This is a genomic window from Nonomuraea roseoviolacea subsp. carminata (assembly GCF_024172185.1).
Classification (GTDB): Bacteria; Actinomycetota; Actinomycetes; order Streptosporangiales; family Streptosporangiaceae; genus Nonomuraea; species Nonomuraea roseoviolacea.
Map to the genome: position 1 here is coordinate 1,543,618 of NZ_JAMZEC010000001.1, position 23,537 is coordinate 1,567,154.

The following is a 23,537-nucleotide window of genomic DNA, read 5'->3' on the forward strand; positions in this document are numbered from 1 at the left end:
CGTCCCCCTCTCGCGAGGCCGGGAACGGCCGCCGGTGAAGCCGTCAGGACTCCCGCATCGGGATGCGCACGCCGCGCTCCTCCGCGACCCGCGCGGCCTCGTCGTAGCCCGCGTCCACGTGCCGCATCACGCCCGTGCCCGGGTCGTTGGTCAGCACGCGGTTGACCTTCTCACGGGCCAGGGCCGTGCCGTCGGCCACCGTGACCTGGCCCGCGTGGATCGAGCGGCCGATGCCGACCCCGCCGCCGTGGTGGATCGACACCCAGGCGGCGCCGGAGGCGGTGTTGAGCATGGCGTTCAGCAGCGGCCAGTCGGCGATCGCGTCGGAGCCGTCGGCCATCGCCTCGGTCTCGCGGTACGGCGAGGCGACCGACCCGCTGTCGAGGTGGTCGCGGCCGATGACGACCGGCGCCTGGAGCTCGCCGGAGGCCACCATGTCGTTGAACCGCTCGCCCGCCAGGTGCCGCTCGCCGTACCCGAGCCAGCAGATGCGCGCGGGCAGCCCCTGGAAGTGGACCTTCTCCCCGGCGGCGCGGATCCAGCGCGCCAGCGGCTCGTTGTCCGGGAACAGGTCGAGGATGGCGCGGTCGGTGGCGGCGATGTCGGCCGGGTCGCCACTCAGCGCCGCCCACCGGAACGGGCCCTTGCCCTCGCAGAACAGCGGCCGGATGTAGGCCGGCACGAAGCCCGGGAAGTCGAAGGCCCGCCCGTAGCCGGCGAGCTGCGCCTCGCCCCGGATGGAGTTGCCGTAGTCGAACACCTCGGCACCGGCGTCCTGGAAACCGACCATGGCCTCGACGTGCCGGGCCATCGACTCGCGGGCGCGGCGGGTGAAGGCGGCCGGGTCCTTGTCGCGCTCGGTCGCCATGTCCTCGAACGCGACGCCGACCGGCAGGTACATGAGCGGGTCGTGGGCGGAGGTCTGGTCGGTGACGATGTCGATCTCGGCGCCGCGGGCCAGCAGCTCGGGCACGGCCTCGGCGGCGTTGGCGACGACGCCGATGGACAGCGGCCGGCGGGCGTCACGCGCCTCGTAGGCCAGGCGCAGCGCCTCGTCCAGCGAGGACGCCTGGACGTCGAGGTAGCGGTGCTCGATGCGGCGCGACACCGAGCGCGGGTCGCAGTCGACGCAGATGACGACGCCGCCGTTGAGGGTGACGGCCAGCGGCTGGGCGCCGCCCATGCCGCCGAGGCCGGCCGTGAGCGTGATCGTCCCGGCCAGCGACCCGCCGAACTTCTTCTCGGCCACGGCGGCGAACGTCTCGTACGTTCCCTGCAGGATGCCCTGGGTGCCGATGTAGATCCACGAGCCCGCGGTCATCTGCCCGTACATGGTGAGCCCGGCCGCCTCCAGCCGCCGGAACTCCTCCCAGTTCGCCCAGTCGGGCACGAGGTTGGAGTTGGCGATGAGGACGCGCGGCGCCCACTCGTGGGTGCGGAACACCCCGACCGGGCGGCCGGACTGCACGAGCAGCGTCTCGTCGCCCTCCAGCGTCGTCAGCGTCCTGACCAGCGCGTCGAACGACGGCCAGTCACGCGCCGCCCGGCCCGAGCCGCCGTAGACGACCAGCTGCTCGGGGTGCTCGGCCACCTCCGGGTCCAGGTTGTTCTGGAGCATCCGGAGGGCGGCCTCCTGGGGCCACCCCTTCGCGGTGAGCGTGGTGCCTCGCGGCGCGCGCACGATGCGGCTCATGCGACCTCCTGAATGAAGGCATTCATATTTGTCTCTGGAAGAGTAACAATGCCTCAGGACACCAGGAACTGGGTGGCGGCCAGCTCGCGGTAGAGGTCGTCGTGACCGACCAGCTCCTCGTGGGTGCCGGACGCCCGTACGCCGCCGCCCTCCATGACGACGATGCGGCCCGCGTTGGTCACGGTGGACAGCCGGTGCGCGATGACGAGCACGGTGGTCTCGGTGGCGACCTCGGCGATGACCTCGCGCAGCCGCAGCTCGTTGACCGCGTCGAGCTGCGAGGTGGCCTCGTCCAGCAGGAGCAGCCGGGGCTTGCGCAGCAGCGCCCGCGCGATGGCGACCCGCTGCCGCTCGCCGCCGGACAGCAGCACGCCGCGATGGCCGACCGGCGTCTCCAGCCCTTCGGGAAGCCGGGCGACGAGGTCGTCGAGGCGGGTGCGGGCGATGGCGCTCCACAGCTCGTCCTCGGCGGCGCCGGGGGCGGCGAACAGGAGGTTCTCGCGCAGGGTCCCGGCGAGCACGGGCGCGTCCTGCTCGACGTAGCCGAGGGCGGCGCGCAGCTCGGCGAGCGGCCAGTCGCGGATGTCGCGGCCGTCGACGAGGATGGTCCCGGACTGATGGTCGTAGAAGCGTTCGAGCAGGGCGAACACCGTGGACTTGCCGGCGCCGGACGGCCCGACGAGCGCGGTCAGCCCGCCGGCGGGCACCTCGAAGGTCACGCCGTCGTGCACGGCCGGCCGGTCCTCGCCGTACCGGAACACCACGTCCTCGAACCGCACCCCGACCGGCTCGGCCCGCTCCGGAGCCTCGACGGCTTCGGCAGGTGCGGCGGCGAGGACGGCGACCGGCTCGGCGGGCAGGTCCTCGATCTCCTTGATGCGCTTCATCGCGGCCAGGCCCTGCTGGAGCTGGACGGCCCCCTCGACGAGCTGCCCGATGGGCGCGACCAGGTAGAACAGGTACAGCAGGAACGCGATCAGCGACGAGATCGCCAGCGCTCCGGACGCGACCCGCGACCCGCCCACCGCGAGCACGCTGAGGAACGCGAGCTGCACGGCCATCCACGTGGCCACGCCGGCCAGCGAGGTCCATCCGGCCACCTGGAGCCCTCGGTCGCGGGCCCGCTCGGCGGCGTCGCCGACGACCGCGATCTCCCGGTCCTCCGCCCCGCTCGCCTTGACTGTCCGGTACGCCTGGAGCGCCCGGTCGAGGACCGCCCCCATGTCGCCCACGGCGGTCTGGGCCTCCTGCTGCGCCCGCTGGATCCGCGGCATGATCAGCGCGGTCATGCCGCCGATCACGACCACCACGAGCAGCGTGACGAGCAGCAGCACGCCGTCCATGGCCGCCATCATGACCACGGCCCCGACGAGCATGAACACCGCGCCGATGGAGTTGACGATGCCGTTGGTCAGCACCGCCCGCAGCAGCGTCGTGTCGCCGGTCACCCGGGACAGCAGGTCACCGGGCTTGAGCCGGTCCACGTCGGCCACCCTGAGGCGGAGCAACCGGTCCACGAGGCGGCGCCGGGCGCCGAGCACGATGCCCTCGCCGGTGCGCTCCATGAGGTAGTTGCCCCCGGCCGAGACCACGGCGCCGACCACGACCGCCACGGTGAGCCCGGCGAGCGGGCCGGCGATCGATCCGCCCTGCCCGAAGGCGTCCACCACGTACTTGGCCAGCAACGGCATGGCGAGCCCCGCCGCCGAGCCGACCAGGCCCAGTAACCCTCCGACGACGAGGATCCCCCGGTGCGGGCGAACGTAGGAGAGCAGCTCCTTGATCACCACGCCTCCTTTCCCGACACATCTCGATAAATCCTGAAACGCCCAACGAACGGGCGCGCGACTTCGACACCCGTCAACCTAAATTGACGACCAAAGTATGTCAACTTCGGTTGACGTCGCGATCTTCACGCAGAGACCTCGCGCCCAGCCACATCCGAAAGCGCTCCGCCGACGTATCACCCATCGAGGAACCCGGCCGGAACCTCTCGAACAGATCAGCCCTCAGAAAGAAGGACCGAACATGGAGCTCCGGATCAACCGGCGCGCACTGATCGGGCTGGGCGTCGCGGCGGCGCTGACCGCCTCCTCGTTCGCGCTGCTCCGGACGGACGCGGGAACCGCCTCCTCGCACCGCGAGGCCCCGATGATCGCGGGCGACCCGCGCAACGACAACACCGACGTGTACGCGTTCGTCAGCCCCGACCGGGCCGACACGGTGACCCTCCTCGCCAACTGGATCCCGTTCCAGGAGCCCAACGGCGGGCCGAACTTCTACTCGTTCGACACCAGGTCGCGCTACAACATCAAGATCGACAACGACGGCGACGCCCGCCCGGACATCACCTACCAGTGGACGTTCCGCGACGAGGACCGCCGCGGAACCAGCACGTTCCTCTACAACAACGGCCCCGTCACCTCGCTCGACGACGAGAACCTGCTCTTCCGCCAGCGCTACACCCTCAAGCGGATCACCCGCCACGGCGTCAGGACCCTCGTCTCCGACGGCGTCGTCGCGCCCGGCAACGTCGGCCCGGCCTCCATGCCCGACTACGCCACGCTCCGCGCGCAGGCGATCCACGGCCTGCCCGGCGGCGGCAAGGCGTTCGCCGGCCAGGCCGACGAGGCGTTCTTCCTCGATCTGCGGGTCTTCGACCTGCTGTACGGCGGCAACCTGTCCGAGGTGGGCCAGGACACCACCAAGGGCTACAACGTCAGCTCGCTGGCCGTGCAGGTGCCCGCCGCGGACCTCGCGCTCAGGGGCGACGTCCGGCGCAACCCGGTGATCGGCATCTGGTCGACCACCGACAAGTGGAGCCCGCACGGCTACACCCAGGTCTCCCGGCTCGGCAACCCGCTGGTCAACGAGGTCGTGGCGTCCGCGGGCCTGAAGGACGCCTTCAACGCGCTGCCCCCGGCCAAGGACGCCGACGTGGCGGCCCTGGTCAAGCGGGTCACCGACCCCGAGGTGCCGAAGCTCCTGGAGGCCCTCTACGGCATCAAGGCGCCCGCCACCCCACGCGCCGACCTCGTGGAAATCTTCCTGACCGGCGTCGCCAAGGGCAACGGGCCCATCGCCGCCGACCTGAACTCCCAGACCCTCAACAAGGACGCCGGCAGGCTCCGCCCGGCCGAGATGCTGCGGCTCAACATGACGGTCGCGCCGGCCAAGGACCCGAACCGGCTCGGCGTGCTCGCGGGCGACCTGCAGGGCTTCCCCAACGGGCGGCGGCTCGGCGACGACGTCGTCGACATCGAGCTGCAGGCCCTGGCGGGGGCCGCCACCTCGGGCAAGCTCGTCGCGGCGCTGACCGACAAGGTGGACCGCAACGACAAGCCGGCGCTGCGCTCGTTCCCGTACATCCCGCTGCCGAGCGGCGTCGCCGTCAACCAGCGCTGAGCACCCACCCCTCCCGACCACCGGCGCCGCACCCCGCCCCCTCCCGTCCCATCGTGGGGGCCGCCCGGCTCCCTCTCCTGGCCGGGCGCCCTCTCCGGCGGACCCGCCCACCCCGAGGTCCGCCGCCCGCCGGCCGGTCGCCTCCCCCGTCGCGACCGGCCGGCCTCCCCACCTCCCGACCAAGCCCGTCTCCCCGGTCCCCGTCCCATCTCTCCGACCTCCCGGGCTCAGGCCCACGACCCATCCGGAGCACTCGATGCGATCACTCGTCCTCGCCGGCGGCGTGGTCCTGGCCGGCGCGCTGGTCTTCACCGCCGCCGCGGTGTCCGCCCCGCCCGCACGGCCGGCCGCGCCGCCGCGGCAGGCGGCGCCGTTCACCGAGACGTTGCAGGCCCGGCTCAGGCGCCTGCCCGGCGACCACCGCGGCTGGGCCCGGCTCGGCCTCCAGTACGTGGACCAGGCCAGGGTCACCGGCGACCCGTCGTACTACGTCAAGGCGGAGGGCGCCCTGGCCACCGCGGCGCGACTGGCTCCCGAGGACGACGCGGTGCTCACCGGGCGGGCCGCGCTGGCCGCCGGCCGCCACGAGTTCTCCGACGCGGTACGGCTCGCCGAGCGCGCCGCCACCGTCAACCCGTACGGCGCCGCGGCCTACGGGGTGCTGGCCGACGCCCGCACCCAGCTCGGCGACCTGTCCGGCGCCCGCCGGGCCGTGGACCGGATGATGGGCCTGCGCCCCGGCGTCGCCTCCTTCGCCCGGGCCTCGTACGCGGCCGAGCTGCGCGGCGACCAGAAGGGCGCGCGGGAGTTCCTGAAGTACGCCCTGGACGACGCCTGCACCCCGGCCGACATCGCCTACGTCCGCCACTACCTCGGTGAGCTGGCCCTGCACGCGGGCGACCTGCGGGAGGCGGGCGACCAGTACGGCCGGGCGCTCGCGGCCGACCCCGCGTACACGCCGGCGCTGGCCGGGCAGGCGCGGGTCGCCGCGCTCGGCGGGCGGCTGAGCGAGGCGCTCACCCTGTACGACCGGGTGGTCCAGCGGCTCCCGCTGCCGCAGTACCTCATCGAGCAGGGCGAGACCGCCGCCAGGGCGGGCCGGCCCGCCGACTGGACGCTGCTGCGGGCCCAGCGCGGGCTGCTGGAGTCGGCCGGGGTGCGCGACGACCTGACGTGGGCCGAGTTCGAGGCCGACCACGGCGACCCGCGGCAGGCGGTGCGGCACGCCCGGGCCGAGTACGCCCGCAACCCCAACCTGGTGGCGGCGGACGCGCTGGCCTGGGCGCTGTTCAGGGCGGGCGACGCGAAGGCGGCCCTGCCGTACGCGGTCAAGGCCACCTCGACGGGCTGGCGCAACCCGCTGCTGCGCCACCACCGCGCCCGCATCGAACAGGCTCTGGGAGATCGGCGCGCCGACGCGGCGGCCCTGACGGCCCGGCCCGGCTTCGACCCGTCGCTGCCCGCCCTGGCGAGGTTCTCATGACCCCCGCGAACGTGCCCGCCCGGCCCCTTCACCTCACCGCCCGGCTGATCGCCATCACCGCCCAGCCGCCGCTTCACTTCACCGCCCGGCCGTTCGCGCTCACCGCCCGTCTCGTGACCTGGCGCCCGGCCGCGACCGCAGCGCTCCCCGACCCCTCCCACCGGCAGGCGATCATCTCTTGCCCCGCCGCCTCCCGCCAGAACGCCGGCCCCGCGGCCCCCGGCGCCTCCCCTCAAGACGCCGGCCCCGCACACCGGAGCGCCTCGCGTACCGGAGCCCGGCTGGTGCCACCCGCGCTGGTGGCTGTCGTTCTGGGTGTGCTTCTGCTCGGGCCGGTCCTGTTCTCCAGGCCCGCGCTGGCGGCGACCGCGCCGGCGCACCCGATGGGCAACTTCACCGTGAACCACTACAACGGCCTGCGCCTCCAACCTGCCCAGGTACGGAACCTGGCCGTGGTGGACGCCGCCGAGCTGCCCACCCTCCAGGCGCAGCCCCAGGTGGACGCCTCCTACGCGGACCGCCGCTGCGCCGCCCTGGCCGCGGCGCAGCGGCTGACCGTGGGCGGCACGGCGACGCCGTGGCGGGTGGAGCGGGCCGAGTACGTGTACCGGCCGGGGCAGGGCGGCCTGCGTACCAGCCGTCTCACCTGCGAGCTGACGGCGCCGGCCGCGGCGTCGCCGGGCGGGCGGGGCACGGTGGTGACGTTCGCGGACGCGTTCGAGCAGGAGCGGATCGGCTGGCGGGAGATCACCGCGGTGGGGGACGGGGTGCGGCTGGCCGCGTCGTCGGCGCCCGCGGTCAGCGTGAGCGACGAGCTGCGCACATACCCGCAGGACCTGCTGGCCGACCCCCTCGACCAGCGCACGGCGACGGTGACGGTCGCCGGCGCCGGTCCGCCGTCCGCCGCCGGTACCGGCGCGGGCACGTCCGGGACGACGCCGCTGGGCGGGATCGCGATCGGCGGACCGGTCGGCGACGCGCTGGCCGCGCTGGACAGGACGTTCACGGGGCTCGTCGGCGCGGACCGGCTGACGGCGCCGCTCGGGCTGCTGGCCCTGGGTCTGGCCGTGGTGCTGGGCGCGGGTCACGCGCTGATCCCCGGCCACGGCAAGACGATCATGGCGGCGTACCTCGCCGGGCGCCGGGGGCGGCCCCGGGACGCGCTGGTGGTGGGCGCCACGGTGACGGCCACCCACACGGCCGGGGTGCTGGTGGTGGGGCTGCTGCTGAGCGCGTTCACGGCCCTGGCGGGCGAGTCGGTGCTGGCGTGGCTGGGGGTCGCGAGCGGCGTGCTGATCGCCGTCATGGGGGGCCGCCTGCTGCTCGCGTCCCGCCGCGACCACGACTCCGGCCACGGCCACGGCCATGTGCACGGAGACCGACACGAACACGCACATGGATACGGGCATGGACACGGACACGGGCACGGGCATGCGGGTGGCGGGGTCGGGCGGGGTGGGCTGCTCGGGATGGGGATCGCGGGCGGCCTCGTGCCGAGCCCCTCGGCGCTGATCGTGCTGCTCGGCGCGATCGGCCTGGGCCGCGCCTGGTTCGGCGTCGCGCTGGTCACGGCGTACGGGCTCGGCATGGCGGCCACCCTCACCGCCACCGGGCTGCTGCTGGTCAAGCTGGTCGGCCGACTGGAGCGGCGGGCCTCGGCCGGTCAGCGCCTGGCCGCCCGCCTGTCGGGCCTGGCCCCGGCCGGGACGGCGGTCATGGTCGTGCTGCTGGGCGCCGGTCTGGCGCTGCGCTCGGTCACCGCCCTCTGAATCGGGGGTGGCGAGCCACCAGAGGTATCCCTATAGTCATGTTCATGAGTAGTCATCGACATGACTATGAGGAGTGACCGATGGCGCTGAGGCATGCGGTGCTGGCGGCGCTGCTCGACGGCGAGTACAGCGGCTACCAGCTCGCCAAGGTCTTCGACGTGGGCGTGGCCAACTTCTGGTACGCCGCCCCCCAGCAGCTCTACGCCGAGCTGGCCCGGCTGGAGGCCGACGGCCTGGTCAGCGGCCGGGAGGTCGTGCAGAGCGGCCGGCCGAACAAGCGGGTCTTCACGGTCGCCGAGGCCGGGATCGCCGAGCTGGCCGCGTTCGCCGCCGCGCCCGGCAAGCCGCTGCTGATCCGCGACGACCTGGCGGTGAAGATCCACGCCGTGGACCGTCTCGACCCCGCCCCGGTCATCGCGCAGCTCCTCGAACGGGCCGAGGAGGCCGCGGCCAAGCTGGAGCTGTTCGAGCGGATGCTGCGCAACCTGCGGGGCGACCTGGCCGAGGAGGAGTTCCTGCGCCGGGGCGAGCGCGTCGGCCCGTACCTGTCGTGCCTGGGCGGGTGCCGGCTGGAGCGGGAGATGCGCGACTGGTGCCTGGCCACGGCCCAGGTCCTGACCGAACGCGCCACCGCGCCGTCCGCCGCCGGACGGCCCGCCACCCCCACGCCGTCCGCCGAAGACCGAACCGCGGCCCCCACGCCGTCCGGCGCCGACCGGCCCGTCACGAGCAGCGAGTGAGAGGACCTCGATGAGCCACACGCGTTACGTCGCCCTCGGCGACAGCCAGACCGAGGGCCTGGGCGACGGCGACGAGGCCGGCGGCCTGCGCGGCTGGGCCGACCGGTTCGCCGAGCTACTCGCCGAGCGCGAGCCCGGCCTGCTCTACGCGAACCTGGCCGTGCGTGGCCGGCTGGCCGCCCAGGTGCGCGACGAGCAGCTCGCCCCCGCCCTGGCGCTGCGGCCCGACCTCGCGACCGTCATGGCGGGCATGAACGACCTGATCCGCCCCCGCTTCGACGCCGCCGCGGTGGCGGGCGCGCTGGAGGACATGTTCGCGGCGCTGACCGGCGCGGGCGCGACCGTCCTCACCGTCACCTTCCCGGACCTCGGCCGGCTCGTGCCCCTGGCCCGCCCGCTGCTGCCCCGGGTGGTCGACCTCAACGCCCGCATCGTGGCCGCCGCCGCGCGGCACGGTGTCCTGGTGGTGGACTCGTTCCCGCACGCGGCCATCACCGACGCGCGGCTGTGGAGCCTCGACCGGCTGCACGCCGCCCCGCTCGGCCACGCCCGCATCGCCGCGGCGATGGCGCACGCGCTGGGGCTGCCCGGCAGCGACGACTCGTGGACGCTTCCCCTGCCCGTCCTCCCCCGGCCCGCGCCGTGGCGGGTGGCGCAGACGGAGCTGCGCTGGTTGGCGGGGTTCGCCGCGCCGTGGATCCGCCGCCGCCTGCGCGGCCGTTCCTCCGGCGACGGCCGCACGGCCAAGCGGCCCGCGCTCCTGCCCGTCACCCTGCCCGCCGTGGAGTGAGGTACGGCGCGGGCCGGGCGTCAGTCGATCCCGGGGACGTCCGGGTCGTCCACGTCGGTGTCGCCCTCGTCGGCCCGGCGCAGCTTGACGTCCTCCACCCACGCCAGCGCGAAGGCCCGCACCCCGGCGACCTCGTCCGGCGCCACCCCGGCGGCCTCGAAGTCCTCGTCCGGGATCAGCTCGGCGAACTCCAGCCGCATCACCAGCTCCGGCAGCGAGAACGCGGCGACGTGCGGCCGGCCCAGCGCCTCCAGCTCCCGGAACGAGCGGCCCCCGGCCGCCGCCGCGACGCCCGCGAGGTCGCCGGCCAGGCCGCGCTCGTGCAGGTCGCGTACCATGAGGCCGACCTCCTCGTCCTCCACCCCATCCCCTTTCTCCGGCCCCTCTCTCCGGCCTTGCGCGTGGAGTCAGGGCAGCCGGCGACCGCGCCGCGTGGACGGCAGGTCGTGCCGTCCCGACACGAACTCCTGGAACGCGATCTTGGCGGTGATCACCGGCCGGCGCCACCGCTCCTCCCGGTGGACGGCCTTGGCCATCTTGCGCGGCGAGCGCCGGGCGAAGAACCAGTGGGCCCACGGCGACCCCGGCCGGGCCAGCCGGACGGCCCCCACCATGAGCAGCACGGGCACGAACAGGCCCACGAGCCCGGTCCAGATCTTGCCCTTGAGCAGCGTCACGACGGCCAGCACGAGGTTGGCCACGATGAGCACGGCCGGGTTGACGGGCGTGCCGTAGTCCCAGCTCAGCGGGCGCAGGCCCATGAGGAGCAGCCCCGTGACGGCGACCGCGACGAACACCGCGTCGACCGAGGTGCGCCCTTCCTCCTCCCAGTACACGTCGTGCAGGTGCAGGATGAGCGCGAACTCGTCGAGCACGAGCGCCGAGCCGATCCCGAAGATCGAGGCCGCGGCGGCATAGCTGACCTGCGACGCCGACGAGACGATGAGCCCGGTGACGCCGCCCACGAGCATGAGCACCACGCCGAAGACGACGTGGTGGATGTGCATCTCCCCGACGTTGACGTCGCGGAACCAGCCGACCTTCGCCCTGATCAGCCGGACGTTGATGCGGGTGGCGACGAACGAGACGATGAGCGCGACGAAGAAGCAGAACAGCGGCAGCCGTCCCGTCGCGATGATGCTCTGCTCGAACCAGTTCCCCATGACCTTCGTCTTCGATGCTACGGGCCCGCCATACCCATATGTGGCGAAAACGATCTCAGGAGAGGAACGCGCGGAGCAACGCGGCGGTGCCCTCCAGGTGCTCGGCGACGGCGCGGCGGGCCGCCTCGGGGTCGCCGGCCAGGATGGCGGCGACGATCGCCTGGTGCTGGCTCGCGGCGTGTTCGAGGTTGACCTGGAGCATGGGGATGGCGTTGAGCAGGTCGCTGACCCGCAGGCGGGCGTCGGCGCAGGCGGCGGCGAGCAGCGGCGAGCCGGTGAGCTCGGCGATCGACAGGTGGAAGGCGGTGTCGAGGCGCCGGTAGTCCTCGACGCGGGCCTCGTCGAGATCGGCCAGGCGGCGGCGCAACACCGCCCGCTGCTCGTCGGTCAGGTCGCTCGCGGCCAGCACGGCGGCGGCGCCGCACTCCACCGCCATCCGGAACGTCAGGGCGTCCGTCAGGTCGGCGGTGCCCATGTCGGCCACGACGCGGCGGAGGTCGCCCGTTCCCGGCTGCGGCGGGACGTAGGTGACGAACGCGCCGCCGTAGCGGCCCCGCCGTACGTCGAGGTAGCCGGCCTCCTGCAGGGCCCTGATGGCCTCGCGCAGGGTCACCCTGCTGATGCCGAGCTGGACGGCGAGCTCCCGTTCGGGCGGGAGCTTGGCCCCCGGCGCGACCACGCCGAGCTTGATCGCCTGGAGGAGCCGTTCCACGGTCTCCTCGAAGGCGTTGCCCGCCCGCACCGGGCGGAGCACCGTCATCAATCGCGCAGAGTCGTCCACTGTGTCCTCGGGGCGTGTCATCGGCCCGGCCATCGGGCACCGTCTCCTCGGGTCTTGACAATCCATCCCACCATGGACCTCAATGGTCTAACACTAGCCCAATCAACGGGAAAGCGTGCTATTCGGATGGGAGCGGGCACGTGAGCGAGGTGAACACGCCAGGCGGGCCGGGCCTTCTCGGGGTGGAGGAGCTGCGCGAGGAGGTGGCGGCCGGCCGGATCGACACAGTGCTGCTCGCCATCGCCGACATGCAGGGCCGCCTGCAGGGCAAGCGGCTGTCCGCGCGGTACTTCCTGGAGGAGGTCCTGCACCACGGCTCCGAGGGCTGCAACTACCTGCTGGCCGTGGACGTGGACATGAACACGGTCTCCGGCTACGCCATGTCGTCGTGGGAGCGGGGCTACGGCGACTTCGTCATGCGCCCCGACCTGTCCACGCTGCGCCGCGTCCCGTGGCAGGAGGGCACGGTCATGCTGATGGCCGACCTGGTGTGGGAGGACGGCTCCGACGTGACCGCCTCGCCCCGCCAGATCCTGCGCCGCCAGCTCGCCCGCCTGGCCGAGCACGGCCTGGACGCCTACGTCGGCACCGAGCTGGAGTTCGTGGTCTACGACGACAGCTACGAGGACGCCCAGCGGCGCGGCTACCGCGACCTGAACCCGGCCAACCTCTACAACGTCGACTACTCCTTGCTCGGCACCGCCCGCGTGGAGCCCCTGCTGCGCCGGATCCGGCGCGAGATGGAGGGCGCCGGCATGTACGTCGAGTCGGCCAAGGGCGAGTGCAACCTCGGCCAGCACGAGATCGCCTTCCGCTACGACGAGGCGCTGCGCACCTGCGACAACCACGCGATCTACAAGAACGGGGCCAAGGAGATCGCCGCCCAGGAGGGCCGCTCGATCACCTTCATGGCCAAGCCGAACCAGCGCGAGGGCAACTCCTGCCACATCCACATCTCGGTGCGCAGCCACGACGGCGAGCCGGTCATGGCGGGCGACGGCACGCACGGGCTGTCGGAGCTGGGCGCGCGCTTCATCGCCGGGCAGCTCGCCTGCATGCGGGAGCTCACGCTGCTGTTCGCGCCGAACATCAACTCGTACAAGAGGTACGTGCCGGGCAGCTTCGCGCCGACCGCGGTCAAGTGGGGCGTGGACAACCGGACCTGCGCGCTGCGCCTGGTGGGCCACGGGCCGTCGCTGCGCGTGGAGAACCGGGTGCCGGGCGGCGACGTCAACCCGTACCTCGCCGTGTCGGCGCTGGTGGCCGCGGGGCTGCACGGCATCGAGAACGAGTTGCCGCTGGAGGAGCCGTTCGGCGGCAACGCCTACGCCTCGGGCGCCGAGACCGTGCCGCACACGCTGCGCGACGCGCTGGCCCTGTTCGAGGGCTCCAAGCTGGCTCGGGAGGCGTTCGGCGAGGACGTGGTCGAGCACTACGCCAACTGCGCCAGAGTGGAGCTGACCGCCTTCGACGCGGCGGTGACGGACTGGGAGCTGTACCGCGGCTTCGAACGGATGTGAACGGACTGTGACGGGCAAGGCATGAAGATCATCAATCCGGCGACCGAAGAGATCGTCGCCGACGTCGAGATGGCCGACGCGGCCGAGGTGGACCGCGCCGTGGAGCGTGCCAGGCGCGCCTACGCGTCCTGGCGCGGGGTGGCGCCCGGCGACCGGGCGCGGCTGCTGCGCCGCTTCGCCGACCTGGTGGACGAGCACGGCGAGGAGCTGGCGCGGCTGGAGACCGCCAACGCCGGCCACCCGATCGGCAACTCCCGGTGGGAGGCGGGCGCGGTCCGCGACGTCCTGCACTTCTACGCGGGGGCGCCCGAGCGCAACCACGGCAAGCAGATCCCGGTGCCCGGGGGCGTGGACGTCACGTTCCAGGAGCCGCTGGGCGTCGTGGGCGTCATCGTGCCCTGGAACTTCCCGATGCTGATCATGAGCTGGGGCGTCGCCCCGGCGCTCGCGGCGGGCAACACGGTGATCGTCAAGCCCGCCGAGTGGACCCCGCTGACCGCGCTGAGGCTGGCCGAGCTGGCCCTGGCCGCGGGCCTCCCCGAGGGGGTGCTCCAGGTCCTGCCTGGGGCAGGGGAGGTGGCGGGGGCCCGGCTGGTCGAGCACCCGGACGTGGCCAAGATCGTGTTCACCGGCTCGACCGAGGTGGGCAAGGAGATCGCCGCCAAGGCCGCGGCGCACGTCAAGCGCATCACGCTGGAGCTGGGCGGCAAGTCGGCCAACATCGTCTTCGCGGACGCCGACCTGGACAAGGCCGCCCGCAGCGCCCCGTACGCGGTGTTCGACAACTCCGGCCAGGACTGCTGCGCCCGTTCGCGGCTGCTCGTCCAGGCCGAGGTGTACGACGAGTTCCTCGACCGCCTCGCGCCGGCCGTGCTCGGCCTCAAGGTGGGCGACCCGCTCGACGAGAGCACCGAGATGGGGCCGCTGGTCAGCGCCGAGCACCTGGAGCGGGTGCGCGGCTTCGCCGAGGACCGGCCGCATCTGCAGGGCACGTGCCCGCAGGGCAAGGGCTACTGGTTCCCGGCGACGGTCCTGACCTCGAAGGTCACCGACCGCGCCTTCACCGAGGAGATCTTCGGGCCGGTCGTGTCGGTCGTGCCGTTCGCCGACGAGGCGGAGGCCGTCCGGATCGCCAACGACACCCGTTACGGCCTGAGCGGCTCCATCTGGACGCGCGACGTCGGGCGGGCGCTGCGCGTGGCCCGCGCGGTCGAGGCGGGCGCCCTGTCGGTCAACTCGAACTCGTCGGTGCGCTACTGGACGCCGTTCGGCGGCTTCAAGGAGTCCGGCCTCGGCCGCGAACTCGGCCCCGACGCCCTGTCGGCGTTCACAGAGACCAAGAACGTCTTTATCTCATCGGAGTGAGACTTATGCAGCGTTTGCAGGACCGCGTCGCCGTCATCACCGGCGCGGGCAGCGGGATCGGGCTGGCCACGGCCCGCCGGTTCGCCGAGGAGGGCGCCCGGGTCGTGTGCGTGGACGTCGACGAGGAGGCGGGCACCAAGGCCGCCTCCGAGGTCGGCGGGCTGTTCGTACGGGCGGACGTGACCAGCGAGGCCGACGTCGAGCGGATGTACCAGACCGCGTTCGACACCTACGGCAGCGTGGACATCGCGTTCAACAACGCCGGCATCTCGCCGCCCGACGACGACTCGATCCTGGAGACCGGGATCGACGCCTGGCGGCGCGTCCAGGAGGTCAACCTGACCAGCGTCTACCTGTGCTGCAAGCACGCCATCCCGTACATGCGGCGTCAGGGCAAGGGCTCGATCATCAACACGGCGTCGTTCGTGGCGGTCATGGGGTCGGCGACCTCGCAGATCTCCTACACCGCCTCCAAGGGCGGCGTGCTGGCCATGTCGCGCGAGCTGGGCGTGCAGTTCGCCCGCGAGGGCGTCCGGGTCAACGCCCTGTGCCCGGGGCCGGTCAACACGCCGCTGCTCCAGGAGCTGTTCGCCAAGGACCCGGAGCGCGCCCAGCGCCGGCTGGTGCACGTGCCGGTCGGCCGCTTCGCCGAGGCGTCGGAGATCGCGGCCGCGGTGGCGTTCCTGGCCAGTGACGACTCGTCGTTCATCACGGCGTCGGAGTTCCTCGTCGACGGGGGCATCTCCGGCGCGTACGTGACGCCGCTCTAGGAAAGGCGCTGATCGTGTCCCGTCCGGTCATCGGCATCACGACGTACGTGGAGCCGGCCCGTTACACCGTCTGGGAGCTGGACGCCGCGCTCCTGCCGTTCATGTACGTGGAGCAGGTGGTGCGGGCCGGCGGGCAGCCGGTGCTGCTGCCGCCGGCCGGCGAGCCCGGCCCGGTGGCGGCGCGGCTGGACGGGCTGATCCTGGCCGGCGGGGGCGACATCGACCCCGCCCGCTACCGGGAGGAGCCGCACGAGCGGGTCAGCTACGTGCGGGGCTTCCGCGACGACGCCGAGTTCGCGCTGCTGGCGGCGGCGCTGGAGCGGGAGGTGCCCTACCTGGGCGTCTGCCGGGGGCTCCAGGTGCTCAACGTGGCGCTCGGCGGCAGCCTCCACCAGCACCTGCCGGACGTGGTGGGCCACACTGAGCACTCCCCCGGGCCGGGCGAGTTCGGCCACCTGCCCGTACGGCCCGTGCCGGGCTCCCGGCTGGCCAAGGCGCTCGGCACGGAGCCGGTGGAGGTGCCGCACTACCACCACCAGGCCGTCGACCGGCTCGGGCTGGGGCTGAGCGTGACGGCCACGGCCGCCGACGGCACGGTGGAGGCCGTGGAGCTGGACGGTCACCCGTTCGCCGTGGCCGTGCAGTGGCATCCGGAGGCGGCGGCCGACTGCGCCCTGTTCGAGGCGCTGGTCGCCGCCTGCTGAGGCGCGGGCGGTACGGCGCGGCGCCCGCACGCGACAACAGCCCCGTCCCGGCACTAGGCTGGCGGGCATCACCGTCGAAACCGTGCGGGAGAGCGCCCTGACAGCCATCCAGGGCCCCTGAAGGAGCAAGCCCTCCCCGCGAACCTCTCAAGGCAAAGGACCGCGCGGACGAGGTGACCTCTGGAAAGCAGGCCCGCGGGCCTCGCCGAAGGTGAAAGTCCGGCAAAGCCCGGGCGAAGCTCTCAGGCATCCATGACAGAGGGGGAGGATCCTGGCATCCGACCCTGCCCTGAGGTGCGAAATGTCCCGATCTACACCGTTGCGAGACGTCCACGAGAGTCTCGGCGCGACGCTCACCGACTTCGCCGGCTGGCTCATGCCGCTGCGCTACGGCAGCGAGTCCGCCGAGCACAACGCCGTGCGGACCGCGGCCGGGCTGTTCGACCTCTCGCACATGGGCGAGATCTTCGTGACCGGGCCGCAGGCCGGGCAGGCGCTCGACTACGCGCTGGTCGGCCACCTGTCGGCGCTCGTCCCGGGCCGCGCCCGCTACACCATGATCGTCAACGAGCGCGGCGGAGTGCTCGACGACCTCATCGTCTACCGGCTGGGCGACGAGGAGTTCATGGTCGTGGCCAACGCCTCCAACTACGAGAAGGTGGCCGCCGAGCTGGCCGATCGCGCCAAGCCGTACGACGCGGCCGTCGAGGACCGCTCCGACCGCTACGCGCTGATCGCCGTGCAGGGGCCGCGCGCCCAGGAGATCCTGGCCACCCTCACCGACGCCGACCTGCCCGGCCTGAAGTACTACGCGGGGCTGCCCGGCGTGGTCGACGGGCGGCAGGCGCTGATCGCGCGTACCGGCTACACCGGCGAGGACGGGTTCGAGCTGTTCGTGGCCAACGAGGACGCCGTGCCGCTCTGGCACGCCCTCACGCGGGCCGGCGAGCCGTACGGGCTGCGGCCGGCCGGCCTGTCCAGCCGTGACACCCTCCGCCTGGAGGCGGGCATGCCGCTGTACGGCAACGAGCTGGGCCCCGACCTGACCCCGTTCGACGCCGGGCTGGGCAGGGTGGTGAAATTCGACAAGCCGGGCGACTTCGTCGGCAGGTCGGCGCTGGAGGCGGTCAAGGACACCCCGCCGCGGCGCCGGCTCGTCGGTCTGGTCGCCCGGGGCCGCCGGGTGCCCCGCCACGGGTACCCGGTCACCAAGGACGGTGCCGTCGTCGGCGAGGTCACCAGCGGTGCCCCTTCCCAGACTCTGGGCAAGCCCATCGCGATGGCCTACGTCGACACCGGGGCCGGCGAAGGTCTGGCCGTGGACATCCGGGGCAGCCATGAGGCCATGGACCTCGTGGAACTGCCTTTCTACAGGAGGAACAAGTGAGCGACATCCCTGACGAGCTGAGCTACACCAAGGAACACGAGTGGATCGCCGGCCTTGACGAGGCCATCACGGTGACGATCGGCGTCACGGCGTACGCCGCCGAGGCCCTTGGCGACGTGGTGTTCGTCCAGCTTCCCGACGCGGGCGCGACCGTCGCGGCCGGTGACTCGGTCGGCGAGGTCGAGTCCACCAAGTCCGTGAGCGAGATCTACTCCCCCGTCGGCGGCGAGATCGTCGAGGTCAACCAGGCCGTGGTGGACGACCCCTCCCTGGTCAACAACGACCCGTACGGCGAGGGCTGGATGTTCCGCGTGCGTGTCGAGGGCGACCCCGAGGACCTGCTCTCGGCCGAGGAGTACACAGCCCTCACCTCGGGCGAGTCCTGACCCACCCGCCGGGGCCCGCCGGGCCCCGGCCCTGCTGAAGGGCGCACATCAATGGCGATCAGCGTCTTCGACCTGTTCAAGGTCGGCATCGGCCCGTCGAGCTCGCACACCGGCGGCCCGATGGCCGCCGCGCACAAGTTCGCGCGCGGCCTCGACCAGGACGGCCTGCTCGACCAGGTCGCCCGCGTCGAGGCCATCCTCTACGGCTCGCTCGGCCTGACCGGCAAAGGCCACGGCAGCGACAAAGCCGTCCTGCTCGGCCTGTCCGGCGACAAACCCGAACACGTCGACGTCGACACCGTCGAGCCCCGCCTGGCCGCCATGCGCGCCTCCGGCACCGTCACCCTCTACGGCAAACGCGAGATCCCGTTCGTCGTCGGCGACGACCTCGTCTTCGAACGCAAGATCTCCCTGCCCGGCCACCCCAACGGCATGCGCTTCACCGCCCGCGACGCCGACGGCAACACCCTGCGCGAGAAGGTCTACTACTCCGTCGGCGGCGGCTTCGTCGTCGACGAGAACGCCACCGGCGCCGACCGGATCAAACCCGACGACACCGTCCTGCCCTACCCGTTCACCACCGGCGAGGACCTGCTCAAGCACTGCTCGGCCACCGGCCTGTCGATCTCGGCCCTGATGCTGGAGAACGAGAAGGCCTTCGGCCGCACCGAGGCCGAGATCCGCGAGCAGATCCTGCACCTGTGGCGGGTGATGAGCGAGTGCGTGCGCCGCGGCATCGCCCAGGAGGGCGTGCTGCCGGGCGGGCTGAAGGTCCGGCGGCGGGCCAACCAGCTGCACCGCCGCCTGCAGTCCGAGGCGGGCGAGGACCCGTTGCGGGCGATGGACTGGGTGTCGCTGTTCGCGCTGGCGGTCAACGAGGAGAACGCCGCGGGCGGCCGGGTGGTCACCGCCCCGACCAACGGCGCGGCGGGGATCATCCCGGCGGTGCTGACCTACTACAGCCGGTTCGTGCCGGGCGCCGACGACGAGGGCGTGATCCGGTTCCTGCTGACCGCGGCGGCGATCGGGGTGCTGTTCAAGGAGAACGCCTCGATCTCCGGCGCGGAGGTGGGCTGTCAGGGCGAGGTCGGCTCGGCCTGCTCGATGGCGGCGGCGGGGCTGACCGAGGTGCTGGGCGGCACTCCGGAGCAGGTGGAGAACGCCGCCGAGATCGGCATCGAGCACAACCTGGGGCTGACCTGCGACCCGATCGGCGGGTTGGTGCAGATCCCGTGCATCGAGCGCAACGCGGTGGCCTCGATCAAGGCGATCACGGCGGCCCGGATCGCGCTGCGCGGCGACGGCCGCCACTTCGTCGCCCTGGACAAGGCCATCAAGACCATGCGCCAGACCGGCGCCGACATGCTGGACAAGTACAAGGAGACCTCGCGCGGCGGCCTGGCCGTCAACGTCATCGAGTGCTGAGGCGTCCGTCCGCCGCGGACGGAGGGTCGTCGTCGGCGGCGGCGGAGGCTGAGGCGCGAGGCGGAGGTGAACGTGGACGATCGTGCGGCGCTTCAGCGGCTGGGGTGAACGCGGACGATCGTGCGGTGGTTCAGCGGCGGACGTGGATGCGGACGACGGTGCCGGTGTCGTCGTCGCGGACCTCGCGGCGGATGCGTCCCACGATCTCCTTGTCCAGCTTGCCGACCATCGCGCCCACGTCGGCCGACGGGGCGCAGGTGATGGCGACGCGCAGGTGGTCGCCGTCACCCACGACCCGCACCCCCGTACGGCTCAGCCCTTCCACGTCCTTGAGACCCACGCAGAGCATGGCCGTGCCCGTGCCCGACCGCACGCCCTGACGGCCCCAGCCGAGGCAGAGCAGCAGCCACCGCAGCGCGACAAGGCCGAGGAGCATCAGCCCGAGGGCCGCGGCCCACAGCGTCCACTGCTGCTCGGCCACCAGCCGGGCGGTCTGCTCGGGCAGCACCTTGGCCCGCGGCGACAGCCCGCCGAGCCGGTCGTCGGCGCGCAGCCACACGTACGCGCCGACGAGCAGCAGCACCGCGCCTACGATGGCCAGCCCGACCCGGTTCCCGGCGTACTGCCTCACCAGCGCCTCCTTCTGCGCAGCCGGACCACGACCTCGCCCGTACCCAGCGTGCCCACGCCCGCGAGCCGGTCGCCCACGGCGGCCCCGACCTGCCGGAGCATCGCTCCCGTGCTCTCCGCGGCCGTCGTCACGGTGACCTCGATGGTGCGCTTGCGCAGCCGTACCCGGGCCTTGGACACGCCCTCGACCTCCTGGGCGACGGCGCGCAGGGTGCGGCGCAGGCCGATCCGGGTGATGCCGATGACGATGCCGGGATCGGACGTCTCGACCGGCACCAGGCGGCAGCGTCCGGGCATGGCGGCCAGCAGCAGCAGGCCCGCGCCCGCCGCGACGGTCCACGCCGCCCCGGCGCGCAGCTCGTGCCAGGAGTGCCGGCCGGCCAGGTCGATCAGGCGTTCCAGCGGCACCCAGCCGAGCGGCTTGCCCACCAGCGCCGCGACGATCTCGGCGGCCGACAGGCCGAGGCAGGCGGTGAGCGTCAGCGCGACGACCGCCCCGGCCGGGGTGCGCGCGGGTTTCAGCGCCCGGGTGGACCGGCGGAGCGGACTGTCCTGCGCCTCCAGGACGACGCCGGGCAGGAGCTGCTGGAGACTGCTCATCACATCGACCACAGGTACACGGCCTGGCATCGGATGGATCATGCCCTCGCCGCCGGTTTGCCCGATCATTACGACGACTCCAGGCAACATGAATGTCACTCATGTTCAATTGCCCGATATGCGGATACGCTGCTGATATGGATGCCCGCCCCCGCTACGATCGCGCCACCGAGACCCTGGACCCCCCGTTCGCCATCCTCGATCTCGACGCCCTGCGGGCCAACGCCGCCGACCTCGTACGGCGCGCGGGCGGCAAGCCGATCCGGGTGGCGACCAAGTCGATCCGCTGCCGTCCCGTGCTCGAACGCATCATGGCCATGGACGGCTTCCGCGGCCTGATGGCCTTCACCCTGCCGGAGGCGCTGTGGCTGGCGCGTTCCGGGTTCACCGACATCCTGGTGGCCTACCCGACGGCGGACCGGGCGGCGCTCGCCGAGCTGGCCGGCGACGCGCGCCTCGCGCGGGAGATCACGGTCACCGTGGACTCGGTCGAGCACCTGGACTACGTGGACGACGCCGTGGCGGACGTCCACCCCCGCCCCGAGATCCGGATATGTCTGGATATCGATGCAGGCTTTGTCGCCTTCGGCGGGAAGTTCCGGGCGGGGGCGTTGCGCTCCTCGGTGCGCGAGCCCGAGCAGGCGGCCGACCTGGCCGCCGAGATCGCCAAGCGGCCCGGGTTCCGGCTGGCCGGCCTCATGGCGTACGAGGCGCAGATCGCGGGCGTCGGCGACGACCCGCCCGGCAACCCCGCGATGACCCACGCCATCCGCCTCATGCAGCAGCGCTCGGCCCGCGAGCTCGTCACGCGCCGCGGGCGCGTCGTCAACGCCGTACGCCGGCTCTGCGACCTCGACTTCGTCAACGGCGGCGGCACCGGGTCCGTCGAGCGGACCGTGCGCGAGAAGGCCGTCACCGAGGTCGCGGCGGGCTCCGGGTTCTTCCACCCGCGGCTGTTCGACTTCTACCGGTCCTTCACCGGGCGCCCGGCGGCGCTCTTCGCGCTGCCCGTGGTCCGCCGCCCGGGACCGGGCACGGTGACCGTGCTCGGCGGCGGCTACCTCGCCTCCGGCGCGCCCGGCCCGAGCCGCCTGCCCCAGCCGTACCTGCCGCCCGGGCTGCGCTACACGCCCGACGAGGGGGCCGGAGAGGTGCAGACCCCGCTGCTCGGCGAGGCGGCCGAGGACCTGCGGGTGGGCGACCGGGTGTGGTTCCGGCACGCCAAGGCGGGCGAGATGTGCGAGCGCTTCGCGGCGCTGCACCTCATCGAAGGGGACGAACTCGTCGGCACGGTCCCGACGTACCGCGGCGAGGGCAGGACCTTCCTCTGACCCCTGCGGCTGCGGCCCGCGCGGCCGGCCGGCACGCCGCCGCCGGGGAGTCGCACCCCCGGCGGCGAGCGGCCGAGACAGCGGCTCAGCGGCGGCGGCGCTTCCAGAGCATGACCGCGGCGCCCAGCACCAGCACGGCCCCCACCCCGATCAGCACGGGCCCCAGCTCGGGCGGCTCGTCGTCCCACAACCGCTCCGCGTCGTCACCCGTCGCCGGCCGCCGGGTCACCCCCAGCGCGTCACCCACGGAGGCGACGAACTCCCCGGCCCGCGCCTTCATGTCGGCGACCGTACGCTCCTTCACCCGCTTGGGGCTCACGCGGTCGGCGATGGCGTCGACCGTCTGCGCCAGCTCCGCCCGGGTCTGAGCGATCCGGCGCTCCAGCTCGTCGGGATCGGTGTCTGCCATGGCTCTCCTTTCGACCACGCTCGTGATCAGTCTGTCAGGTCGCTACCGGGTACGGCACGGCGGGCGGACGGCATGCCGGCCCGGTAGGTTTTGCTGGACGTACTCAGGAGGACCCATGACCGAAACCAAGCTCGCGCCCGGCGACGCCGCGCCCGAGTTCACGCTACCCGCAGCGGGCGGAAACACCGTCTCCCTGGGCGATTTCCGCGGCCGGCGCGTGATCCTCTACTTCTACCCGGCCGCCATGACGCCGGGCTGCACCAAGCAGGCGTGCGACTTCCGCGACAACCTCGCGCAGCTCACGGCCGAAGGATTCGCCGTGCTCGGCGTGTCCAAGGACAAGCCCGCCAAGCTGGACAAGTTCGTGGAGCGCGACGCGCTGACGTTCCCGCTGCTGTCCGACCCGGACCTGGAGGTCCACCAGGCGTACGGCGCGTACGGCACCAAGAAGCTGTACGGCAAGGAGGTCGTCGGCGTCATCCGCTCGACCTTCGTCATCGACGCCGACGGAAAGATCGAGCAGGCGCTCTACAACGTGAAGGCCACGGGGCACGTCGCGTCCCTGAAGAAGAAGCTCGGCCTCGCCTGACGCGTACCGGTCCGCGGGCCTTTCCCGGGCCCGCGCCGTCGCCGTCACGCGACGTCTGCTTCATTCAGGCGACATATCTCCAAGAGACGACATATTTCGCGGACGCATGGGCTGCTGAAAATGTCAGCACCGTTTCGCCATGGCGGCCTCTATCACGTACACGTGCGAGACGCCAGAGGAGGCGGCATCGGCTTCTCCGAGCGTGGCGGACGTGCTGCGCCGTCTCGGCGTCAAGTGGACCGGCGGCAGCCATGCGCACATCAGCCGCCGCCGGAGTCGATACGTGAGAAGGCGCCGACACTGCGCCGGGCACTACGGGAAGCCGGGGTTCCCTACGCGTGCGCAGCCTGTAGGATTGACGGGACGTGGCAGGGAAAGCCGCTTACGCTCCATGTCGACCACATGAACGGGAATTGGCTCGACAATCGGCTGGAGAATGTGCGCTTCCTCTGCCCGAATTGCCACTCCCAGACCGACAATTACGCCGGTCGGGGAAAGGCGAGCAAGGGGTCGTAGCCCAATGGCAGAGGCGCAGTCTTTAGGTGGCTGTAAGTGTGGGTTCGAATCCCACCGGCCCTACATCTCGTCCCGGAGGCT

At 72.7% G+C, this 23,537-nt stretch carries 22 protein-coding genes, 1 tRNA gene and 2 riboswitches; of the genes, 15 read left to right on the forward strand and 8 right to left on the reverse strand.

Features of this window, described 5'->3' with window-relative positions:
* Positions 1–43: 43 nt before the first annotated feature.
* Both hutU and HD595_RS07050 read right to left on the reverse strand, forming a co-directional pair.
* Positions 44–1,693, reverse strand: coding sequence for a urocanate hydratase (gene hutU, locus HD595_RS07045; protein WP_253766752.1), 1,650 nt, complete (start codon positions 1,691–1,693; stop codon positions 44–46).
* Positions 1,694–1,746: 53 nt separating this feature from the next.
* Entirely contained in the window at positions 1,747–3,483 is a 1,737-nt protein-coding gene (locus tag HD595_RS07050) for an ABC transporter ATP-binding protein (RefSeq protein WP_253766754.1), read from the reverse strand.
* 238 nt (positions 3,484–3,721) lie between these two features.
* On the opposite strand from HD595_RS07050, the gene HD595_RS07055 reads away from it, so the two are divergent.
* From HD595_RS07055 to HD595_RS07075, 5 genes are all read left to right on the forward strand, one after another.
* On the forward strand, positions 3,722–5,098 hold the full coding sequence (locus tag HD595_RS07055; protein ID WP_253766756.1) for a DUF4331 domain-containing protein: 1,377 nt from the start codon (positions 3,722–3,724) through the stop codon (positions 5,096–5,098).
* A gap of 256 nt (positions 5,099–5,354) precedes the next feature.
* Positions 5,355–6,581 (forward strand): tetratricopeptide repeat protein, encoded by a 1,227-nt coding sequence (locus HD595_RS07060; RefSeq protein ID WP_253766757.1) that lies wholly within the window; start codon positions 5,355–5,357, stop codon positions 6,579–6,581.
* Positions 6,578–8,350, forward strand: coding sequence for a nickel/cobalt transporter (locus tag HD595_RS07065; RefSeq protein WP_253766759.1), 1,773 nt, complete (start codon positions 6,578–6,580; stop codon positions 8,348–8,350). The genes HD595_RS07060 and HD595_RS07065 overlap by 4 nt, the downstream gene beginning before the upstream one ends.
* Before the next feature lie 80 nt (positions 8,351–8,430).
* Positions 8,431–9,090 carry a PadR family transcriptional regulator gene (locus HD595_RS07070; RefSeq protein ID WP_253766761.1) on the forward strand — a complete coding sequence of 220 codons (660 nt, stop codon included), beginning with the start codon at positions 8,431–8,433 and terminating at the stop codon, positions 9,088–9,090.
* Positions 9,091–9,100: 10 nt separating this feature from the next.
* Positions 9,101–9,880 (forward strand): SGNH/GDSL hydrolase family protein, encoded by a 780-nt coding sequence (locus tag HD595_RS07075; protein ID WP_253766763.1) that lies wholly within the window; start codon positions 9,101–9,103, stop codon positions 9,878–9,880.
* A 20-nt stretch (positions 9,881–9,900) separates the two neighbouring features.
* On the opposite strand, the gene HD595_RS07080 is transcribed toward HD595_RS07075, so the two are convergent.
* The 3 genes from HD595_RS07080 to HD595_RS07090 are packed head-to-tail and all read right to left on the reverse strand — an operon-like array spanning position 9,901 to position 11,803.
* Entirely contained in the window at positions 9,901–10,242 is a 342-nt protein-coding gene (locus HD595_RS07080; RefSeq protein WP_253766765.1) for a hypothetical protein, read from the reverse strand.
* Positions 10,243–10,287: 45 nt separating this feature from the next.
* On the reverse strand, positions 10,288–11,043 hold the full coding sequence (locus HD595_RS07085) for a hypothetical protein (RefSeq protein WP_253766767.1): 756 nt from the start codon (positions 11,041–11,043) through the stop codon (positions 10,288–10,290).
* 55 nt (positions 11,044–11,098) lie between these two features.
* Positions 11,099–11,803 (reverse strand): FadR/GntR family transcriptional regulator, encoded by a 705-nt coding sequence (locus HD595_RS07090; RefSeq protein WP_253766769.1) that lies wholly within the window; start codon positions 11,801–11,803, stop codon positions 11,099–11,101.
* A gap of 170 nt (positions 11,804–11,973) precedes the next feature.
* Between HD595_RS07090 and HD595_RS07095 the strand changes: the two genes are divergently transcribed.
* From HD595_RS07095 to HD595_RS07125, 7 genes are all read left to right on the forward strand, one after another.
* On the forward strand, positions 11,974–13,344 hold the full coding sequence (locus tag HD595_RS07095; RefSeq protein WP_253781084.1) for a glutamine synthetase family protein: 1,371 nt from the start codon (positions 11,974–11,976) through the stop codon (positions 13,342–13,344).
* Positions 13,345–13,365: 21 nt separating this feature from the next.
* Entirely contained in the window at positions 13,366–14,709 is a 1,344-nt protein-coding gene (locus tag HD595_RS07100; protein ID WP_253766771.1) for an aldehyde dehydrogenase family protein, read from the forward strand.
* A gap of 5 nt (positions 14,710–14,714) precedes the next feature.
* Positions 14,715–15,479: a 3-oxoacyl-ACP reductase gene (locus HD595_RS07105; RefSeq protein WP_253766773.1), complete on the forward strand. Its 765-nt coding sequence runs from the start codon at positions 14,715–14,717 to the stop codon at positions 15,477–15,479.
* Positions 15,480–15,493: 14 nt separating this feature from the next.
* Positions 15,494–16,183, forward strand: a complete 690-nt coding sequence (locus tag HD595_RS07110) for a gamma-glutamyl-gamma-aminobutyrate hydrolase family protein (protein ID WP_253766775.1) — start codon at positions 15,494–15,496, stop codon at positions 16,181–16,183.
* A gap of 75 nt (positions 16,184–16,258) precedes the next feature.
* Positions 16,259–16,356, forward strand: a riboswitch (glycine riboswitch).
* A riboswitch (glycine riboswitch) is annotated at positions 16,357–16,452 on the forward strand.
* A gap of 32 nt (positions 16,453–16,484) precedes the next feature.
* Positions 16,485–17,570, forward strand: a complete 1,086-nt coding sequence (gene gcvT, locus HD595_RS07115) for a glycine cleavage system aminomethyltransferase GcvT (protein WP_253766777.1) — start codon at positions 16,485–16,487, stop codon at positions 17,568–17,570.
* Positions 17,567–17,956 carry a glycine cleavage system protein GcvH gene (gene gcvH / locus HD595_RS07120; protein ID WP_253766779.1) on the forward strand — a complete coding sequence of 130 codons (390 nt, stop codon included), beginning with the start codon at positions 17,567–17,569 and terminating at the stop codon, positions 17,954–17,956. The genes gcvT and gcvH overlap by 4 nt, the downstream gene beginning before the upstream one ends.
* Positions 17,957–18,007: 51 nt before the next feature.
* Complete coding sequence (locus HD595_RS07125) at positions 18,008–19,381, forward strand: L-serine ammonia-lyase (RefSeq protein WP_253766781.1); 1,374 nt, start codon at positions 18,008–18,010, stop codon at positions 19,379–19,381.
* Positions 19,382–19,511: 130 nt separating this feature from the next.
* Here the strand turns inward: HD595_RS07125 and HD595_RS07130 are convergent, their stop codons facing one another.
* A complete protein-coding gene (locus HD595_RS07130) occupies positions 19,512–20,012 on the reverse strand; it encodes a hypothetical protein (RefSeq protein WP_253766783.1) in 501 nt (166 codons plus the stop codon).
* Positions 20,009–20,611, reverse strand: coding sequence for a DUF6286 domain-containing protein (locus HD595_RS07135; RefSeq protein WP_253766785.1), 603 nt, complete (start codon positions 20,609–20,611; stop codon positions 20,009–20,011). Before HD595_RS07135 ends, HD595_RS07130 begins: the two co-directional genes overlap by 4 nt.
* A gap of 137 nt (positions 20,612–20,748) precedes the next feature.
* Between HD595_RS07135 and HD595_RS07140 the strand changes: the two genes are divergently transcribed.
* Positions 20,749–21,942 (forward strand): amino acid deaminase/aldolase, encoded by a 1,194-nt coding sequence (locus HD595_RS07140; protein WP_253766787.1) that lies wholly within the window; start codon positions 20,749–20,751, stop codon positions 21,940–21,942.
* Positions 21,943–22,027: 85 nt separating this feature from the next.
* On the opposite strand, the gene HD595_RS07145 is transcribed toward HD595_RS07140, so the two are convergent.
* Positions 22,028–22,351 carry a DUF3618 domain-containing protein gene (locus tag HD595_RS07145; protein ID WP_253766789.1) on the reverse strand — a complete coding sequence of 108 codons (324 nt, stop codon included), beginning with the start codon at positions 22,349–22,351 and terminating at the stop codon, positions 22,028–22,030.
* Positions 22,352–22,466: 115 nt separating this feature from the next.
* Between HD595_RS07145 and bcp the strand changes: the two genes are divergently transcribed.
* On the forward strand, positions 22,467–22,940 hold the full coding sequence (gene bcp / locus HD595_RS07150; RefSeq protein ID WP_253766791.1) for a thioredoxin-dependent thiol peroxidase: 474 nt from the start codon (positions 22,467–22,469) through the stop codon (positions 22,938–22,940).
* A gap of 506 nt (positions 22,941–23,446) precedes the next feature.
* A tRNA-Leu gene (locus HD595_RS07155) sits at positions 23,447–23,519 on the forward strand.
* Positions 23,520–23,537 lie beyond the last annotated feature (18 nt).

Bases quoted from the DNA above. Each gene is read 5' to 3' on its own strand.
- HD595_RS07090 (WP_253766769.1), bottom strand. From the start codon at position 11,803: ATGACGGTGCTCCGCCCGGTGCGGGCGGGCAACGCCTTCGAGGAGACC.
- HD595_RS07125 (WP_253766781.1), top strand. From the start codon at position 18,008: ATGGCGATCAGCGTCTTCGACCTGTTCAAGGTCGGCATCGGCCCGTCG.
- HD595_RS07060 (WP_253766757.1), top strand. From the start codon at position 5,355: ATGCGATCACTCGTCCTCGCCGGCGGCGTGGTCCTGGCCGGCGCGCTG.
- gcvT (WP_253766777.1), top strand. From the start codon at position 16,485: ATGTCCCGATCTACACCGTTGCGAGACGTCCACGAGAGTCTCGGCGCG.
- HD595_RS07145 (WP_253766789.1), bottom strand. From the start codon at position 22,351: ATGGCAGACACCGATCCCGACGAGCTGGAGCGCCGGATCGCTCAGACC.
- HD595_RS07085 (WP_253766767.1), bottom strand. From the start codon at position 11,043: ATGGGGAACTGGTTCGAGCAGAGCATCATCGCGACGGGACGGCTGCCG.
- HD595_RS07135 (WP_253766785.1), bottom strand. From the start codon at position 20,611: ATGAGCAGTCTCCAGCAGCTCCTGCCCGGCGTCGTCCTGGAGGCGCAG.
- hutU (WP_253766752.1), bottom strand. From the start codon at position 1,693: ATGAGCCGCATCGTGCGCGCGCCGCGAGGCACCACGCTCACCGCGAAG.
- HD595_RS07055 (WP_253766756.1), top strand. From the start codon at position 3,722: ATGGAGCTCCGGATCAACCGGCGCGCACTGATCGGGCTGGGCGTCGCG.
- HD595_RS07100 (WP_253766771.1), top strand. From the start codon at position 13,366: ATGAAGATCATCAATCCGGCGACCGAAGAGATCGTCGCCGACGTCGAG.
- HD595_RS07065 (WP_253766759.1), top strand. From the start codon at position 6,578: ATGACCCCCGCGAACGTGCCCGCCCGGCCCCTTCACCTCACCGCCCGG.
- HD595_RS07140 (WP_253766787.1), top strand. From the start codon at position 20,749: ATGGATGCCCGCCCCCGCTACGATCGCGCCACCGAGACCCTGGACCCC.
- bcp (WP_253766791.1), top strand. From the start codon at position 22,467: ATGACCGAAACCAAGCTCGCGCCCGGCGACGCCGCGCCCGAGTTCACG.
- HD595_RS07070 (WP_253766761.1), top strand. From the start codon at position 8,431: ATGGCGCTGAGGCATGCGGTGCTGGCGGCGCTGCTCGACGGCGAGTAC.
- HD595_RS07105 (WP_253766773.1), top strand. From the start codon at position 14,715: ATGCAGCGTTTGCAGGACCGCGTCGCCGTCATCACCGGCGCGGGCAGC.
- HD595_RS07075 (WP_253766763.1), top strand. From the start codon at position 9,101: ATGAGCCACACGCGTTACGTCGCCCTCGGCGACAGCCAGACCGAGGGC.